General features: G+C 72.1%; 14 protein-coding genes and 1 other RNA gene. 13 read left to right on the top strand and 2 right to left on the bottom strand.

The window, feature by feature from the left end:
- Nucleotides 1-4 precede the first annotated feature (4 nt).
- The 3 genes from ACGFX4_RS29770 (at nucleotide 5) to prfB (ending at nucleotide 4518) form a co-directional block, all read left to right on the top strand.
- A complete protein-coding gene (locus ACGFX4_RS29770; protein ID WP_393080709.1) occupies nucleotides 5-1960 on the top strand; it encodes a protein kinase in 1956 nt (651 codons plus the stop codon).
- Between the two features lie 130 nt (nucleotides 1961-2090).
- Nucleotides 2091-3371 (top strand): serine/threonine-protein kinase, encoded by a 1281-nt coding sequence (locus ACGFX4_RS29765; protein ID WP_393080707.1) that lies wholly within the window; start codon nucleotides 2091-2093, stop codon nucleotides 3369-3371.
- 34 nt (nucleotides 3372-3405) lie between these two features.
- Nucleotides 3406-4518, top strand: coding sequence for a peptide chain release factor 2 (gene prfB, locus ACGFX4_RS29760; protein ID WP_393080705.1), 1113 nt, complete (start codon nucleotides 3406-3408; stop codon nucleotides 4516-4518).
- Nucleotides 4519-4585: 67 nt separating this feature from the next.
- On the opposite strand, the gene ACGFX4_RS29755 is transcribed toward prfB, so the two are convergent.
- On the bottom strand, nucleotides 4586-4774 hold the full coding sequence (locus ACGFX4_RS29755) for a hypothetical protein (protein WP_393080703.1): 189 nt from the start codon (nucleotides 4772-4774) through the stop codon (nucleotides 4586-4588).
- 261 nt (nucleotides 4775-5035) lie between these two features.
- On the opposite strand from ACGFX4_RS29755, the gene ftsE reads away from it, so the two are divergent.
- The 10 genes from ftsE to ACGFX4_RS29705 all read left to right on the top strand — a co-directional run bounded on the left by ftsE (nucleotide 5036) and on the right by ACGFX4_RS29705 (nucleotide 16520).
- Nucleotides 5036-5725, top strand: a complete 690-nt coding sequence (gene ftsE, locus ACGFX4_RS29750; RefSeq protein ID WP_035863161.1) for a cell division ATP-binding protein FtsE — start codon at nucleotides 5036-5038, stop codon at nucleotides 5723-5725.
- 10 nt (nucleotides 5726-5735) lie between these two features.
- Nucleotides 5736-6641 (top strand): permease-like cell division protein FtsX, encoded by a 906-nt coding sequence (gene ftsX / locus ACGFX4_RS29745; protein WP_345697355.1) that lies wholly within the window; start codon nucleotides 5736-5738, stop codon nucleotides 6639-6641.
- A gap of 55 nt (nucleotides 6642-6696) precedes the next feature.
- Entirely contained in the window at nucleotides 6697-7794 is a 1098-nt protein-coding gene (locus ACGFX4_RS29740; protein ID WP_393080700.1) for a S41 family peptidase, read from the top strand.
- Nucleotides 7795-7839: 45 nt separating this feature from the next.
- Nucleotides 7840-8316 (top strand): SsrA-binding protein SmpB, encoded by a 477-nt coding sequence (smpB, locus tag ACGFX4_RS29735; RefSeq protein WP_345697353.1) that lies wholly within the window; start codon nucleotides 7840-7842, stop codon nucleotides 8314-8316.
- Between the two features lie 91 nt (nucleotides 8317-8407).
- Nucleotides 8408-8788: a transfer-messenger RNA gene (gene ssrA / locus ACGFX4_RS29730) on the top strand.
- Nucleotides 8789-8974: 186 nt separating this feature from the next.
- Nucleotides 8975-10342, top strand: a complete 1368-nt coding sequence (locus tag ACGFX4_RS29725; RefSeq protein WP_393080698.1) for a nitrate/nitrite transporter — start codon at nucleotides 8975-8977, stop codon at nucleotides 10340-10342.
- Between the two features lie 173 nt (nucleotides 10343-10515).
- On the top strand, nucleotides 10516-11667 hold the full coding sequence (locus tag ACGFX4_RS29720; protein WP_393080695.1) for a uroporphyrinogen-III synthase: 1152 nt from the start codon (nucleotides 10516-10518) through the stop codon (nucleotides 11665-11667).
- A gap of 89 nt (nucleotides 11668-11756) precedes the next feature.
- Nucleotides 11757-14039: a HelD family protein gene (locus ACGFX4_RS29715; RefSeq protein WP_393080693.1), complete on the top strand. Its 2283-nt coding sequence runs from the start codon at nucleotides 11757-11759 to the stop codon at nucleotides 14037-14039.
- Nucleotides 14040-14345: 306 nt separating this feature from the next.
- The gene (locus ACGFX4_RS29710; protein WP_393080691.1) at nucleotides 14346-15821 is read left to right on the top strand and encodes an NAD-dependent malic enzyme; all 1476 of its coding nucleotides are present in this window, start codon (nucleotides 14346-14348) and stop codon (nucleotides 15819-15821) included.
- A 417-nt stretch (nucleotides 15822-16238) separates the two neighbouring features.
- Entirely contained in the window at nucleotides 16239-16520 is a 282-nt protein-coding gene (locus tag ACGFX4_RS29705) for an HU family DNA-binding protein (protein WP_253797902.1), read from the top strand.
- Nucleotides 16521-16598: 78 nt separating this feature from the next.
- Here ACGFX4_RS29705 and murA read toward each other — a convergent pair whose 3' ends face one another.
- Nucleotides 16599-17945, bottom strand: coding sequence for a UDP-N-acetylglucosamine 1-carboxyvinyltransferase (murA, locus tag ACGFX4_RS29700; protein WP_345697348.1), 1347 nt, complete (start codon nucleotides 17943-17945; stop codon nucleotides 16599-16601).
- Nucleotides 17946-18007: the final 62 nt, after the last annotated feature.

Genomic DNA, 18007 nt, shown 5'->3' with positions numbered 1-18007 from the left:
ACAGGTGCGGCCAGTCGGCAGCAAGTATCTGCTCGAGGACAGTCTCGGGCGCGGGGCCACCGGCACCGTGTGGCGCGGGCGGGTCCGCGAGGACGTCGCCGTGCCCGGGCTCCAGCCCGGCCAGGCGGTCGCCGTCAAGGTGCTCCGCGAGGAGCTGGCGGCCGACCCGGACGTGGTGATGCGCTTCCTGCGCGAGCGCTCGGTGCTGCTGCGCCTGAGCCACCCCAACATCGTGCGCACCCGCGACCTGGTGGTCGAGGGCGAGCTGCTCGCCCTGGTGATGGACCTGGTCGAGGGCCCGGACCTGTACCGCTACCTGCGCAGCAACGGCCCCTTCTCGCCGATCGCCGGCGCCCTGCTGATGGCGCAGGTCGCGGACGCGCTGGCGGTCAGCCACGCGGACGGCATCGTGCACCGCGACCTCAAGCCGGCCAACGTGCTGCTGGCCACCGTCCGGACCGACGGCACCGAGCAGATGCACCCGATGCTCACCGACTTCGGCATCGCCCGGCTCGCCGACTCCCCGGGCATCACCCGGACCCACGAGTTCGTCGGCACCCCGGCCTACGTCGCCCCGGAGTCCGCCGAGGGCCGCCCGCAGACCGCCGCGGTGGACGTCTACGGCGCCGGCATCATGCTGTACGAGCTGGTCACCGGCCGGCAGCCGTTCCAGGGGGACGGTCCGCTGGCGATCCTGCAGGCGCACCTGGCGCAGGAGCCGGAGCGGCCCCGCTCGATGCCCGAGCCGCTGTGGACGGTGATCGAGCGCTGCCTGCGCAAGAACCCCGCCGAGCGGCCCACCGCGGTCTCGCTCGCCCGGGCCCTGCGGGTGGTCGCGGCCGGTGTCGGCGTGCACGCCGGCCCGGCGGCGGTCGAGGCGGCGCTCGCCGTCGGCGACCTGCTGGTGCCGGACCCGGCGCTCGCCGCCGCGGCGCCCGCCGCGCCCGCCGCCGGAGGCTTCGACCCGTCCGCCGCGACCCAGGTCATGGACCACCGGCCGCCGCCCGCGCAGCCCCCGGCCGGGGCCGAGGACCGGACGCAGGTGATGCACCAGGCCCCGGGCGCCGAGGCGCGCACCCAGGTCATGGGCCAGCAGCAGCAGCCGCCCGCCGACCGCACCCGAGTGATGCCGCCGATGCCGCCCGGCGCCCCGACCGCCGGGCCCGCCGCCCCGCCGCCCGGCCAGCCGGAGGCGCCGCACCCGTGGCAGACCCAGCTGCGCGCGGCCCGCGACCGCAACCAGCAGACCGAGGTCGGCTACTTCGACCCGGAGGAGCTGAACCGCCCGCAGGTCGCCCCCCGCCCGTACCAGGCCCCGCCGCCGGGCCAGCAGCCGCCGCGCGCGGGCCAGCCGCCGCAGGGCGGCCAGCAGCAGGGCCAGCAGGGCCAGCAGGGCCAGCAGGGCCGGTACGCGCCGCAGCCCCCGCAGGGGTACGGGCAGCAGCCGCCCGCCGGCCAGCCCGGCCGCGGCCAGCGCCCGCCGGTGGCCCCGCCGCCGTACCAGGCGCAGCAGCGGCCCGCCCAGCAGGGCTACGGCCAGCAGGCCGCGCCGGGCCGGGCCCAGGGCTACGGGCAGCAGCCCGGTCAGCCCCAGGGCTACGGGCAGCAGCCGGGCCAGGGGCAGCGCCCGGCCCAGCAGCCGCCGTCGGGCTACGGGCACCCGCAGCCGCAGCAGGCGCCCGCCCGCCGCCCGGAGCCGCAGCCGCAGCGCCGTCCCGAGCCGCCGGCCCCGCAGTACCGGGAGCCGGAGCCGCGCGAGCGGCGCGGCCGCAGCCGCAACCGGATGTACATCCCGGGCCTGGGCTGTCTGAAGGGCTGCCTGATGGTGCTGCTGATCCTGGCGGTCGCGGCGGTCGCGCTGTGGAACTTCACCCCGCTCCCGGAGTGGTGGGCGACCGTTCAGGACTGGTTCGCGAGCGTTCAGGACTGGTTCGGATCGGTCTCGGGCAGCTCGAATTGACGCTTTGTCGACAATCCTGAAGATTTCTTCCGGTCAACTGCCCTGCCAGCGGCTTCGTGGGGCTCCCGGAGGGCGTCGGGGCGCGTAGGTTGTTCGCTGAGCACCGACCTCACGAGCCCACGGAGCAGCATTGGCACGCAAGATCGGCAGCCGGTACACCGTCCACCAGGTGATCGGCCGGGGCTCGGCCGGCACGGTGTGGCTCGGCGAGGGCCCGGACGGTCCCGTCGCGGTCAAGCTGCTGCGCGAGGACCTGGCGTCCGACCAGGTCCTGGTCGGCCGCTTCGTCCAGGAGCGGTCCGCCCTCACCGGCCTCGACCACCCCAACGTGGTCGGGGTGCACGACATGGTGGTGGACGGCAGCGACCTCGCCCTGGTGATGGACCTGGTCCGGGGCAGTGACCTGCGCACCCGCCTGGAGCGCGAGGGCGTCCTCACCCCGCAGGCCGCCGCCTCGGTGATCGCCGACGTCGCCGAGGCCCTGGCCGCCGCCCATGCGGCCGGCATCGTGCACCGGGACGTCAAGCCGGAGAACGTGCTGCTCGACCTGGCCGCCCCGCCCGGCCCCGGCGGCGCGCCGCGCGCCCGGCTCACCGACTTCGGCATCGCCCGGCTGGTCGACGCCCCCCGCCGGACCCGGGCCACCCGGATCATCGGCACCCCCGACTACCTGGCCCCCGAGATCATCGAGGGCCTGGAGCCGCGCGCCGCCGTCGACATCTACGCGCTGGCCACCGTGCTGTACGAGCTGCTCACCGGCGCCACCCCGTTCGGCGGCGGCCACACCGGCGCGGTGCTGCGCCGGCACGTCACCGAGAACGTCCCGCCGGTCGCCGGGATGCCGGACGGCCTGTGGCGGATCATCTCCGAGTGCCTGGCCAAGGCCCCCGCCTCCCGGCTGCGCGCCGCCGAGCTGGCCGTCCGGCTGCGCGAGCTGCTGCCGGAGCTGGCGGGCCTGCCGCCGCTCGCGGTGCCCGCCCCGCGCGCCGCCGAGGAGCCCCTCACCCCCGCCGAGGCGGTGTACGCCGAGGTGGACGCCGGCCCGGGCACCCACCGCCGACGGCGCGGCCCGGCCGTCCCGCTGGTCCCCGCGCCCTCCCCGGACTCCACCCGGGACACCCACACCAGCCTGCGCCGCCCCTCCGCGGAGGAGCTCGCCTCGTACGCCGCCGAGTCGCGCGCCCAGCGCTCGGCCGCCGGCCAGCCCGCCCACCGGCGCAGCCGCGCCGCCCGGATCCGCCGCCGCCGGACGCTGGCCGTCCTGGTCGCCGTGCTGCTCCTGCTGGCGGGCGCCGCCGCCGCGTTCTCCGCCTTCGCGGCGGAGCCCCCGGGCGCCGCCCACGCCCTTGCCTGCACCCTTGCCCGCACCCCGGCGGGGGCGCTCCCGGGGCACCTCCACCCCCCGGTGTAGCCGAGGTGCCCCACCGAGCCATTAGGCTTGATGTGTGGCAGCCGTCGATCCTTCCGAAGAGCTCAAGTCCCTCGAGACGACCATGGGGTCGATCGAGGCCGTCCTCGACCTGGACAAGATCCGGGCCGACATCGCGACCCTGGAGGAGGAGGCAGCCGCCCCGACCCTCTGGGACGACGTCGCCAACGCGCAGAAGGTCACCAGCCGGCTCTCCTTCCTCCAGGGCGAGCTGCGCAAGTTCGAGACCCTGCGCGGCCGGGTCGACGACCTGGGCGTCCTGTTCGAGCTGGCCGAGGCCGAGGACGACGCGGACACCCGCGCCGAGGCCGAGGTCGAGCTGACGTCCGTCAAGAAGGCCGTCGAGGAGCTCGAGGTCCGCACCCTCCTGTCCGGCGAGTACGACGCCCGCGAGGCGCTCGTCAACATCCGCGCCGAGGCGGGCGGCGTGGACGCCGCCGACTTCGCCGAGCAGCTGATGCGCATGTACCTGCGCTGGGCCGAGCGGCACGGGTACCCGACCGAGGTCTACGACACCTCGTACGCGGAAGAGGCCGGCATCAAGTCCGCGACCTTCACCGTCAAGGCGCCGTACGCCTACGGCACCCTCTCCGTCGAGCAGGGCACCCACCGCCTGGTGCGCATCTCGCCCTTCGACAACCAGGGCCGCCGGCAGACCTCCTTCGCCGGCGTCGAGGTCCTCCCCGTCGTCGAGACCTCCGACCACGTCGACATCGACGAGGGCGAGCTGCGGGTGGACGTCTACCGCGCCTCCGGCCCCGGCGGCCAGGGCGTCAACACCACCGACTCCGCGGTGCGCATCACCCACCTGCCCACCGGCATCGTGGTCTCCTGCCAGAACGAGCGCTCGCAGATCCAGAACAAGGCCTCGGCGATGAACGTCCTCCAGGCCAAGCTGCTGGAGCGGCGCCGCCAGGAGGAGCGCGCCGCGATGGACGCGCTCAAGGACGGCGGCTCGTCCTGGGGCAACCAGATGCGCTCCTACGTCCTGCACCCGTACCAGATGGTCAAGGACCTGCGGACCGAGTTCGAGGTCGGCAACCCGCAGGGCGTGCTGGACGGCGACATCGACGGCTTCATCGAAGCCGGCATCCGCTGGCGCAAGCAGCGCGAGACCGCGAACAGCTGAACATAGGAAATGAGGCCCCGGAGCGTGAGCTCCGGGGCCTTCTCCGTGTGCGGGGTGGTGCGTGGGGTCAGCGGACGGCCAGGACGACCAGCGTCAGCAGCGCGGCCGCGATCAGGCCGAGCAGCAGCGCGGGGTTGAGCGCGGCGAACGGGCCCTGCTGCTCCTGCAGTCGGGCTCGGTTGGCGCGGCAGACCGGGCACCGGCCGTCACTCACGCGGCCGTTGCAGTTGGCGCACACCAGATGGTCGCAGGTCATGCGATCTCCTCCTTGCTGCTACAGCCAACGCGCCGGGGGCGGCTTTGGTTCCGACTCTCTCCACTCTGCCAGGTTCCGAACCCTTCGGCTCCCGGAGGGGAAGGGTGGTCGGTCTGTGACGTAGCTCGCAATTTTGCGGGCAGAACGGATCCGCAACAGACGAAACCACGGTCGGTAGCGGCTCGCGGACTGCGGGTGTTCGTGGGCATCGCGTAAGGTCACTGACTCCGCTCCACCTAGGATGGCCTCCGTGATGCAGCCGTGATCAGATTCGACAACGTCTCCAAGACCTATCCCAAGCAGAACCGTCCGGCCCTGGACAACGTCTCGCTGGAGATCGAGAAGGGCGAGTTCGTCTTCCTGGTCGGCTCCTCCGGCTCGGGCAAGTCCACGTTCCTCCGCCTGTGCCTGCGCGAGGAGCGGCCCTCCACCGGCGCGGTCCACGTGCTCGGCAAGGACCTGGGCAAGCTGTCCAACTGGAAGGTGCCGCACATGCGCCGCCAGCTGGGCACCGTCTTCCAGGACTTCCGCCTGCTGCCGAACAAGACCGTCGGCCAGAACGTCGCGTTCGCCCTCGAGGTGATCGGCAAGCCGAAGAGCGCCATCAACAAGGTGGTGCCCGAGGTGCTCGACCTGGTCGGCCTCGGCGGCAAGGAGGACCGGATGCCCGGCGAGCTCTCGGGTGGTGAGCAGCAGCGCGTGGCCATCGCCCGCGCCTTCGTGAACCGTCCGATGCTGCTGATCGCCGACGAGCCCACCGGTAACCTCGACCCGCAGAACTCGGTCGGCATCATGAAGCTGCTGGACCGGATCAACCGCACCGGGACGACGGTCCTGATGGCCACCCACGACCAGGCGATCGTCGACCAGATGCGCAAGCGCGTCATCGAGCTCGACAAGGGTCTGCTGGTCCGTGACCAGGCCCGCGGCGTCTACGGCTACCAGAGCTAGAGAGAGAAGCATGCGCGCCCAGTTCGTTCTGTCGGAGATCGGCGTCGGTCTCCGCCGCAACCTGACGATGACCATCGCCGTCGTCGTCAGTGTCGCGCTCTCGCTCGCCCTCGCAGGTGCCTCGCTGCTCGTGCGCGACCAGGTCAACTCCATGAAGGGGTACTGGTACGACAAGGTCGAGGTGAGCATCTACTTCTGCACCAAGTCGGACAAGCAGTCCGCGCAGTGCGCGGCGGGTGCCGCCACGGACCAGCAGGTCGCGGACGTCAAGGACGCCCTGGCCAAGATGGACCTGGTGGAGAACTACACCTACGAGAGCTCCGCCGAGGCGTACCAGCGCTTCAAGCAGACCAACCCGGACAACCCGCTGCTCGCCGCGGTGGGTGCCGAGGCGATGCCGCAGTCCTGGCGGGTCAAGCTCCACGACCCGACCAAGTACGACGTGATCCAGAGCGCCTTCGCCGGCAAGCCCGGCGTGAAGTCGGTCGAGGACCAGCGCAAGATCCTGGAGAACCTCTTCGGCCTGCTGAACGGTCTGCAGACCGCGGCGTTCGTGATCATGGTGCTGATGCTCTTCGTCGCCCTGCTGCTGATCGTCAACACCGTCCGGGTGTCGGCGTTCAGCAGGCGGCGCGAGACCGGCATCATGCGCCTGGTCGGCGCGTCCAACTTCTACGTGCAGATGCCGTTCATCGCCGAGGCGGCGTTCGCGGCACTGCTGGGCGCGGCGCTGGCCTCGGTGCTGCTGCTGGGCGGACACTTCTTCGTCCACGGCTGGCTGGCCAAGAAGGTGCTGTTCATCCACTTCATCGGCCTGTCCTCGGTGCTGACCGTGATCCCGCTGCTGGTCGTGGTGGGTATGGGCATGGCCGGCATCGCGGCCTTCTTCACCCTGCGCAAGTACCTCAAGGTCTGACGGCTCGTCACGGGGTTCGGCCGCCGGGAGACTCCCGGCGGCCTAGACTCCTGCCATGCCGACAGCACAGCGGGTACGACAGGGGGCCACCTTGGCCGTCCTGTTCGGTGCCGTGCTGCTCGCCGGGGCGGCGGCCGGCGCGTGGGGCGAGGCCTCGCCGGCCCCCTGGCAGTCCTCCTCGGAGAGCGCCCGGCTGACCGCCCGCGACCTGGACGGTGCCGACCTCTCCCCGGCCCAGGCCGAGCGGCTGGTCGGCGAGAGCGGCGACCGCTGGGCGGCTTACCTGAGCCCCGAGGAGTACGCCGACCTCACCGGCGGCCGCTACCTGGGCGTCGGCCTCTCGGTCGGCCGCAACGGCACCACCACCGCGGTCTCCGCCGTGGTCCCCGGCGGCCCGGCGGCCGAGGCCGGCATCGCGGCCGGCGACCGGCTGCTGCACATCGACGGCGTCCCCGCCGACCAACTTCCCGTCACCGACGTGGTCGCCCGCCTGCGCGGGCAGCGGGCCGGCACGCCCGTGGCGCTCTCGGTGCAGCGGGCCGACGGGCCGGTGCGCGACGTGGTGCTCACCAGGGCCGTGCTGGCCGCCCGCGAGGTCGAGGTCGACCGGGTGCGGCCCGGCGTGGTGCGGATCGCGGTGCACGCCTTCACCGAGGGCGTCGCCGCGCAGGTCCGGGAGGCCGCCCGGGGCAGCCAGGGCCTGGTGCTCGACCTGCGCGGCAGCTCCGGCGGCCTGGTCGAGGAGGCGGTCGCCACCGCCTCGCTCTTCCTCGACGGCGGGCCGGTCGCCTCGTACCAGGAGCACGGCGAGACCCGCGAGCTGACCGCGGCGCCCGGCGGGGACACCGCGACGCCGCTGGTCGTCCTGGTCGACGGCGGCACCATGAGCTCCGCCGAACTGCTGGCCGGTGCGCTGCAGGACCGCTGCCGCGCCGTTCTGGTGGGCACCCGCACCTTCGGCAAGGGCAGCGTCCAGCAGCCCAACCGCCTCGCCGACGGCTCCGTGGTGGAGCTCACCGTCGGCCGCTGGTCGACCCCCTCGGGCCACACCCCCGACGGCGTCGGCCTGCTCCCCGACGTCCCGGCCCCCGCCGGCGGCGACGCGGCCGAGCTGGCCCTGCAGGTCCTGGCCGGACTGCGGGCGCGCGGTTAAAGGGACTGCCCTCCGCCCGGTCGAGATGCGAGAATGGCCAGCGCTATGGCAAAGGAAACGGGTAAGAAGCTGGTCGCGCAGAACAAGAAGGCGCGGCACGAGTACACCATCCTGGACACCTACGAGTGCGGCATGGTGCTGACCGGTACCGAGGTGAAGTCGCTCCGCGAGGGCCGCGCCAACCTGGTGGACGGCTACGCGTACGTCCAGGGCGGCGAGGCGTGGATCGACAACGTCTTCATCCCCGAGTACACCCAGGGGACGTGGACCAACCACTCGGCGCGGCGCAAGCGCAAGCTGCTGCTGCACAAGATGGAGATCCGCAAGATCGAGTCCAAGGTCAAGGAGACCGGCCACACCTTGGTGCCGCTCTCGCTGTACTTCAAGGACGGCCGGGCCAAGATCGAGCTGGCGCTCGCGGTCGGCAAGAAGCTGTACGACAAGCGGCAGACCCTGCGCGAGCAGCAGGACAAGCGCGAGTCGGACCGCGCGGTGGCCGCCGCCCGGCGGCGCCAGCGTTAATCTGCTTGGCGCTCGCCGGTCACGGCGCGTACCATGTGGGCAGCACAACCGGAGGGCCCCGGCTCTCCGGTGCTACTTGTTAAATCAACATGGGGATGATCGGTTTCGACAGTGGTAGTCGAAACAGGAGAAGCGAGCCGAGGAACGCGGCAATGATCTCGTTAACCATCTGTCGCAAAAAAATAATCGCCAACTCTAAGCGCGATTCCCAGGCGTCTTTCGCCCTCGCTGCCTGATCGTAGCGAGTAATGGGTGTCAGCCCGGGGCGTTCCCGACCCGGATCCTGGCATAATCTAGGGGACTCAACCTGCCACCCCGGCTGCGGGGGTGTTGGGGAAATCAAACAGTAGCTGGGCCTGTTGGCGGCTTGTCCGCGTGACTGCCAGGGCCGAGAAAATCACAGCGGACTGCGCTCGGAGAAGTCCTGAATCCACTCCATTGGACCCGGGTTCGATTCCCGGCATCTCCACCACCCCATGTGCATGCAGAGCCGTCCTCCTTCCCGGAGGGCGGCTCTCTTGCGTTTCCGGGGCCTCACACCGGGGCCCGTCGCCGGGTGAGAGGTCGGTTCCGCAGCCTTCACAGGACTCAGCGGAGCCGGAAACCGGCGCTCCCTAGCGTCTTCACCACAGGGCATCGGAAGGCAAGGGGAGTACCGATGAGCACAGCCACGCAGGCCAGAACGGGCAGTCGCTGGATCCAGGAGTGGGACCCGGAGAACGTCTCCTTCTGGGAGCGCACCGGAAAGAAGATCGCCAACCGGAACCTGATCTTCTCGATCTTCTCCGAACACATCGGCTTCTCGATCTGGAGCCTCTGGTCGGTGATGGTGCTCTTCATGGGCAAGCCGTACGGCATCGACCCGGCCGGAAAGTTCTTCCTGGTCGCGATGCCGACCCTGGTCGGCGCCTTCGTCCGGATCCCGTACACGGTCGCGGTGGCCCGGTTCGGCGGCCGCAACTGGACGGTGATCGCCGCGCTGATGCTGCTGGTGCCGGCGATCGCGGCGGCGTACGTGATGCACCCCGGCACCTCGTACACCACGTTCATGGTGGTCGCCGCGCTGACCGGCGTCGGCGGCGGCAACTTCGCCTCCTCGATGACCAACATCAACGCCTACTTCCCGATGCGCCGCAAGGGCTGGGCGCTCGGCCTGAACGCGGGCGGCGGCAACATCGGCGTTCCGGTGATCCAGCTGATCGCGCTCGCCGTGATCACCTGGGCCGGGGCGAACTCGCCGCGGCTGGTGCTCGGCATCTACATCCCGCTGATCGTCGTCTCGGCGACCTGCGCCGCGCTGTTCATGGACAACCTGGCGCCGATGAAGGCCGACACCGGCTCGCTCGCGGCGATCGTCCGGGAGAAGCACACCTGGCTGATGTCGGTGCTCTACATCGGCACCTTCGGCAGCTTCATCGGCTTCTCCTTCGCTTTCGGCCTGGTGCTGCAGAACCAGTTCGGCCGCACCCCGCTGCAGGCCGCGCAGCTCACCTTCATCGGCCCGCTGCTCGGCTCGCTGATCCGCCCGGTCGGCGGCTGGCTGGCCGACCGCTGGGGCGGCGCCCGGATCACCTTCTGGAACTTCGTCGCCATGGCCGCCGCCGCCGGCGTGGTCACCTACGCCTCCTCGGTGAAGTCGCTGCCGATCTTCCTGACCGGGTTCATCGGACTGTTCGTCTTCGCCGGCATCGGCAACGGCTCCACCTACAAGATGATCCCCGGCATCTTCGACGCCAAGGCGCAGGACCGGATCGCCGCCGGGGAGAGCACCGAGGACGCCGCCGCTTGGTCGCGGAAGATGTCCGGCGCGGCGATCGGCGTGATCGGCGCGGTCGGCGCCCTGGGCGGGCTCTTCATCAACCTCGCCTTCCGGCAGTCCTTCCTGGTCGCGAAGTCCGGCACCCCCGCGTTCGTCTCCTTCCTCGCCGCGTACGCCGTCTGCTTCGTCCTCACCGGCGTGGTCTACCTGCGCCGTCCCGCCGCCGCCCCGGCCGCCGAGCGCACCCCGGCGCTCGCCCAGGTCTGAACGGGTCCTGACGCACCGCCACCCCCGGGGCGGGCCCGACCTGGCGAAACACGCCGGTAATCGGACCGACCCGGGGGTGTGATCGCAACCCGGGACGATGGCCGTCCACCCACCCAAGCCCCGCCGTCGAGCCGCCCTCGGCGGGGTCGCGCCGCCCGAAGGACAACTCAGTCATGGCCGAACCGACCGACCAGCCGACCGAGTCCGCCCCGCCGCTCTCCGGCTGGACCATCGGAATCACCGCCGCCCGCCGCGCCGACGAACTCACCGCCCTGCTGCAACGCCGCGGCGCCACCGTCGTCCGCGCACCCGCCCTGCGGATCGTGCCGCTCGCCGACGACTCCGACCTGCTCGCCGCCACCCGCGCCCTGGTCGCCGACCCGCCGGACATCGCCGTCGCCACCACCGGCATCGGCTTCCGCGGCTGGGTCGAGGCCGCCGAAGGCTGGGGCCTCGGCGACGACCTGATCGCCACCCTGGCCAAGGCCACCGTGCTCGCCCGCGGCCCCAAGGCCAAGGGCGCGATCCGCGCCGCCGGCCTGCGCGAGGAGTGGTCGCCGGAGTCCGAGTCCTCCGCCGAGGTGCTGGAGCGCCTGCTGGAGCAGGGCGTCGACGGCCGCCGGATCGCCGTCCAGCTGCACGGCGCCCCGCTGCGCGGCTTCATCGAATCGCTCGTCGCCGCCGGCGCGGAGATCGTCGAGGTCCCCGTCTACCGGTGGCTGCCGCCCGCCGACCTCGGCCCGCTCGACCGGCTGCTCGACGCCGTCTGCAACGGCTCGCTGGACGCCGTCACCTTCACCAGCGCGCCCGCCGCGATCAGCCTGCTGGAACGGGCCGAGCAGCGCGGCCTGACCGCCGAGCTGCTGCACGCGCTGCGCCGCGACGTGCTGCCGGTGTGCGTCGGCCCGGTCACCGCCGCGCCGCTGGAGGAGCAGGACGTCCCCACCGTGTGGCCCGAGCGGATGCGGCTCGGCGCCATGGTGCAGACCCTCACCGCGCAGCTGCCCGACCGGGCCCGGCGCCTCGCCGTTGCCGGGCACGCCCTGGAGCTGCGCGGGCAGGCCGCCCTGGTCGACGGCGAGCTGCGGCCCGTCCCGCCAGCCGGGATGGCCCTGCTCCGGGCGCTGGCCCGCCGCCCCGGCTGGGTCGTCCCGCGCGCCGAGCTGCTGCGCGCGCTGCCCGGCAGCGGCGACGACGAGCACGCCGTCGAGACCGCGATGGCCCGCCTGCGCGCCGCCCTCGGCACCCCCCGCCTGATCGCCACCGTCGTCAAACGCGGCTACCGCCTCGCCGTCGAACCGGTGGCGGAACCCGGAAGCTACTAGGAACCCCGTCGGTGCGCTCCTGACGGCCCTCCCCAGGCGTGTAGGATCATCCGTCCGCCTTTTTCGTTCCTCGCACCACTGGGGTCCCCTTGGGAGCGCGCACCACCGACACCATCCGCGACCGCGAGATCGCGGGTGAGCAGCAGCACCTCGACACCGTCTACCGGCGGCTGGAGGAGAAGCTCGCCGAGGCGGAGTACATCCTGGAGGACGCCGCCAAGCGCGTGCAGGTCGGTACGCCGGGCGCACTCGCCGAGCGCGACGCGCAGGTCTACCGGGCGGGCGCGCACCTGCAGCGGCTGAACAACGAGTTCGAGGACTTCCTGTTCGGCCGGATCGACCTCCAGCGGGCGGACGCCCCGGAGGAGCACGGCATCCCCTCGCAGACCCCGCTCGACCCGGCCGACCCGGCCGTCGCGGAGACCCTGCACATCGGCCGGCTCGGCGTGCTGGACGCCGAGTTCGGCCCGCTGGTGATCGACTGGCGGGCCCCGGCCGCCGCCCCGTTCTACCGTTCGACGCCGCTGGAGCCCGGCCGGGTGATCCGCCGCCGGGTGATCCGCTCCAAGGGCCGCAAGGTGATCGGCGTCGAGGACGACCTGCTGCGCCCCGACCTCGCCCCGACCCTGAACGGCGAGGAGCTGCCGGTGGTCGGCGACGGCGCCCTGATGGCGTCCCTCGGCCGGGCCCGCAGCCACTCGATGCGCGACATCGTCTCCTCCATCCAGAAGGAGCAGGACGAGGTGATCCGCGCCGCCGCGGCGGGCGCCACCCTGGTCACCGGCGGCCCCGGCACCGGCAAGACCGCGGTCGCGCTGCACCGCGCCGCGTTCCTGCTCTACCAGGACCGCCGCCGCTACGCGGGCGGCATCCTGGTGGTCAGCCCGACCCCGCTGCTGGTCTCCTACACCGAGGGCGTGCTGCCCTCGCTCGGCGAGGAGGGGCAGGTGGCGATCCGCGCCGTCGGCTCGCTGGTGGACGGGATCGAGGCGACCCGGTACGACACCCCGGAGACCGCCCGGGTCAAGGGCTCGGGCCGGATGGTCCAGCTGCTGCGCCGGGCCGCCCGCGCCGCCGTCGAGCTGCACGCGCCGACCGAGCTGAGGGTCTTCGCCCGCGGCGAGGCGCTGCGGCTGGACGCCAGCCGGCTGAAGGCGGTGCGCGGCAACGTCGTCGGCGGCGGCGGCACCCCGCTCAACCTGCTCCGCCCGCGTGCCCGCCGGCTGCTGCTGGACGCGCTGTGGTCGGAGCTGACCCGCAACCTGCCCAAGCCGCAGACCCACGCCGAGCGCGAGCAGCGCCAGGACGAGCGCGAGTCCTTCGACGAGTACGTCAGCGACGAGCAGGCCTTCCTGGACTTCCTGGACGCCTGGTGGCCGGCCGTGACCCCGCGCCGGGTGCTGGCGACGCTGCGCAGCCACCGGCACACCAACCGGATCGCCCGCCGCGCGGTCACCCCGGAGGAGGCCCGTCTGCTGGGCGCCTCCTGGCGGCACCTGAACGACAAGGGCGAGGGCGAGCTGTCGGCGCACGACGTGGCGCTGGTGGACGAGCTGCAGCTGCTGCTCGGCGAGCCGGCCCGGCCGAAGGTCCGCGAGGTGGACGCGATGGACCTGCTGACCGGTCTGGAGGAGGTCACCACCTACGGCGAGCGGGCGTACCGGCAGCAGCGCGAGCGGGTGGTGGAGGAGCGCCGCGAGTACGCGCACGTGATCGTGGACGAGGCGCAGGACCTCACCCCGATGCAGTGGCGGATGATCGGCCGCCGTTCGCGGACGGCGACCTGGACGATCGTCGGCGACCCGGCGCAGTCCTCCTGGCCGTTCCCGCAGGAGGCGCAGGCGGCGATGGACGAGGTGCTGGCCGGCAAGCCGCGCCGTCGGCACACGCTGACCGTGAACTACCGCAACCCGGCGGAGATCGCCGAGGTGGCGGCCAAGGTGCTGGCGCTGGCGGCGCCGGGCACGCCCTCGCCGAGCGCGGTCCGCTCGACCGGCGCGGTGCCGCGCTTCGCCGCGGTGACCGACCCCGAGCCGGAGGCGTTCGCCAAGGCGGCCCGGGTGGAGCTGGAGCGCCTGCTGGGCGAGGTGGAGGGCACCGTGGCGGTCGTGGTGCCGATGGACCGCCGGGCCGAGGCGGCGGCCTGGGCCGAGGGCCTGGGCGAGCGGGTGGTGGCGCTGGGCAGCCTGGAGGCCAAGGGCCTGGAGTACGACGCCACGGTGGTCGCCGACCCGACCGGGATCGCGGGCGAGTCGGAGGCGGGCCTGCGGGTGCTGTACGTGGCGCTGACCCGCGCCACCCAGCGCCTGACCGTCCTGTCCGGCCCCGACGACCTGCCGGACGCGGCCGGCGTCCCGGCGCTGCTGCACTAGCCGGCGGACGCGAGAAGGCCCCTCACCACCAGGTGAGGGGCCTTCCGCACGCTATGACACCGACCCGCCATGCTCGCCTCGCGGCAAGTGGTCCCTCGAAGGGACGAAGGTTGGGCCCGGGGGCTTGGATCGAGCCGGTGCCTTGTCCAATGTAACGCATCGCCGCTGAGGGGCAAGGAGCGTTGTCGACTCCGCACACTCAATGAACGTTATTTCTGGCTACCCCCTGGTAGGTGCGACGATCGAGGTCTAGCATGCCGCGTGAACGAGCTTCAACAGAATGTTGAATCAGGAAGAAGGACGTCGATGGCGACGGTGCCCAGTGTCAGCAACTCGATCACGGTGCGGCTGGAGGTCCCGGCCACCGGAAACGCCGTGAGCTCGATCACCACGGCCGTCGAGTCCTCCGGCGGTTCGGTCACCGGTCTCGACGTCACCGCCTCCGGCCTGGAGGCGCTGCGGATCGACGTCACGGTCGCCGCCACCTCGGTGGCGCACGGCGAGGAGATCGTCGAGAAGCTGCGCGCGATCGACGGCGTGGCCATCGGCAAGGTCTCGGACCGCACCTTCCTGATGCACCTCGGCGGCAAGATCGAGATGTCCTCGAAGTTGCCGATCCGCAACCGCGACGACCTCTCGATGATCTACACCCCGGGTGTCGCCCGGGTCTGCATGGCGATCGCCGAGAACCCCGAGGACGCCCGCCGCCTCACCATCAAGCGCAACAGCGTCGCCGTGGTCACCGACGGCTCCGCGGTGCTCGGCCTCGGCAACATCGGCCCGAAGGCCGCGCTGCCGGTGATGGAGGGCAAGGCGGCCCTGTTCAAGCGCTTCGCGGGCATCGACGCGTGGCCGATCTGCCTGGACACCCAGGACGCGGACGAGATCGTGGCGATCGTGAAGGCGATCGCCCCGGGCTTCGCCGGCATCAACCTGGAGGACATCTCCGCGCCGCGCTGCTTCGAGATCGAGGCCCGGCTGCGCGAGGCGCTGGACATCCCGGTCTTCCACGACGACCAGCACGGCACCGCGATCGTGGTGCTGGCCGCGCTGATGAACGCGCTGAAGGTGGTCGGCAAGGAGATCGCCGAGATCCGCGTGGTGATGTCCGGCGCCGGCGCGGCCGGTACCGCGATCCTCAAGCTGCTGATGGCGGCCGGGGTGCGGCACGCCACCGTGGCGGACGTCCGCGGCGTGGTCCACGAGGGCCGGGACGACCTCAACGACAGCCTGCGCTGGATCGCCGAGAACACCAACCGCTCGGGCCGCACCGGCAGCCTCAAGGAGGCCGTGGCCGGCGCCGACGTCTTCATCGGCGTCTCCGCGCCGAACGTGCTGGACGGCGACGACCTGGCCACCATGGCGAAGGACGCGATCGTCTTCGCACTGGCAAACCCCGACCCGGAGGTCGACCCGGCGATCGCCCGGCAGACCGCCGCGGTGGTCGCCACCGGCCGCAGCGACTTCCCGAACCAGATCAACAACGTGCTGGTCTTCCCCGGCGTCTTCCGCGGCCTGCTGGACGCCCAGAGCCACACGGTGAACACCGACATGATGCTGGCCGCGGCCCGGGCCCTGGCCACCACCGTCGGCGACGACCAGTTGAACCCGAACTACATCATCCCCAGCGTCTTCCACCCGGACGTCGCCAAGACCGTCGCGGCCGCCGTCCGGGACGCGGCGGTCGCCGCCCGCGGCGGTGCCGAGGCCGCCCCGGCGAAGCCGACTCCGGGCATCGTCGGCACGCTGGACACCACCTCGTTCCCGGCCGTTCAGCTGTAGGTTCGACGGCCCGGCTGAGTAAACCGCCCCTCGCCCTTGCGACACAAGGGGAAGGGGCGTGTTTGGGCTTGTCGGTGCCAGGGCGTACGGTAGCCCTGCGACGGGGTGGCGTGTCCGACAAGTACGGTACGTCCCCCCGTGTCGCGCGGCGTGTCGGCTCGACATCCGCCCGATCCGGTCCCTCCGGAGCCGACGGAGCGTCACACCTCCGGCGGGCGGGCGCTGTTCGGGTCAACCACGCCGGGGGCCGATTGGCTTTCTCAGTGCCGGTCGGGGCAGGATTCGTACCCAGGCGGGCAGTTTGCGGCGCTTCGTGGTGTGAGCCCGGCCCCTGACCACCCCTCGCCTGAATGAGCAACGTGTACGGACCGGCCCACGCCTCCGTGCACGGCATAGCAACAGACCACAGGAGTACACATGAACCGCAGTGAGCTGGTGGCCGCTCTGGCCGAGCGCGCCGAGGTGACCCGCAAGGACGCCGACGCGGTGCTGGCCGCCTTCGCCGAGATCACCGGCGAGGTCGTCGCCAAGGGCGACGAGAAGGTCACCATCCCCGGTTTCCTGACCTTCGAGCGCACCCTCCGCGCCGCCCGCACCGCCCGCAACCCGCAGACCGGCGAGCCGATCCAGATCGCGGCCGGCTACAGCGTCAAGGTCAGCGCCGGCTCGAAGCTCAAGGAAGCCGCCAAGGGCAAGTGACGCGTCTCTGAGCGCCGAACACGACGGTGGCCGGTCTCCCCTCGGGGAGACCGGCCACCGGTCGTTCCGGGCACCGTCTCAGACGGTGACGAGCTCCTCGGCCTCGGCCGGCAGCTCGATGTGCGCGCCCAGGTCGCGCAGCTTGTCCATGAAGTTCTCGTAGCCGCGGTTGATCAGGTCGATGCCGTGCACGGTCGAGGTGCCCTCGGCCGCCAGCGCCGCGATCAGGTACGAGAAGCCGCCGCGCAGGTCCGGGATGATCAGCTCGCCGCCGATCAGCTTGGACGGGCCGGAGACCACCGCGGAGTGCTTGAAGTTGCGGGCGCCGAAGCGGCAGGGGGTGCCGCCCAGGCACTCGCGGTAGAGCTGGATGTGCGCGCCCATCTGGTTCAGCGCGCCGGTGAAGCCGAGCCGCGACTCGTACACCGTCTCGTGCACGATCGACAGGCCGGTGGCCTGGGTCAGCGCGACCACCAGCGGCTGCTGCCAGTCGGTCTGGAAACCGGGGTGCACGTCGGTCTCCAGGGCGATCGCCTTGAGCTCGCCGCCCGGGTGCCAGAAGCGGATGCCCTCGTCGTCGATCTCGTAGGCGCCGCCGACCTTCCGGAAGGTGTTCAGGAAGGTCATCATCGGGATCTGCTCGGCGCCGCGGACGTAGATGTCACCGCGGGTGGCCAGCGCGGCGCAGGCCCAGGAGGCCGCCTCCAGGCGGTCCGGGAGCGCCTTGTGGTTGTAGCCGCCGAGCTCGTCCACACCGGTGATCAGGATGGTGCGGTCGGTGCCCAGCGAGATGATCGCGCCCATCTTCTGCAGGACGCAGATCAGGTCGACGATCTCCGGCTCGATGGCCGCGTTGCGCAGCTCGGTGACGCCCTCGGCGAGCACCGCGGTGAGCAGCACCTGCTCGGTCGCGCCGACCGAGGGGTAGGGCAGCTCGATCTTGGTGCCGCGCAGCCGCTGCGGGGCGACCAGGTAGGTGCCCTGCGGGTGCTTCTCGATGGTGGCGCCGAACTGGCGCAGCACCTCGAAGTGGAAGTCGACCGGGCGGCCGCCGATGTCGCAGCCGCCGAGGCCCGGGATGAAGGCGTGGCCGATGCGGTGCAGCAGCGGGCCGCAGAACAGGATCGGGATCCGCGAGGAGCCGGCGTGCGCGTCGATGTCGGCGACGTTCGCGCTCTCCACGTGGGAGGGGTCGAGGATCAGCTCGCCGGCCTCGTCGCCGGTGCGCACGGTGACCCCGTGCAGCTGCAGCAGGCCGCGGACGACCTTGACGTCCCGGATGTCGGGCACGTTGCGCAGTCTGCTGGGGCCCTGGCCGAGCAGTGCGGCGACCATGGCCTTGGGGACCAGGTTCTTGGCACCGCGGATCTGGATCTCGCCTTCGAGCGGGTTTCCGCCGTGAACCAGCAGGACGTCGTCGGTCATCGTTCTCGCAATCCGGGTGCGCAGGGGGGGTTTTCGGCTGCGGGGTGGAGGGAAAAGCCTCT

This window comes from Kitasatospora sp. NPDC048365 (assembly GCF_043200835.1).
GTDB classification, from domain to species: Bacteria; Actinomycetota; Actinomycetes; order Streptomycetales; family Streptomycetaceae; genus Kitasatospora; species Kitasatospora terrestris.
Note: the sequence above shows the minus strand (reverse complement) of the source record. Positions and strands in the feature narration are given on the sequence as shown.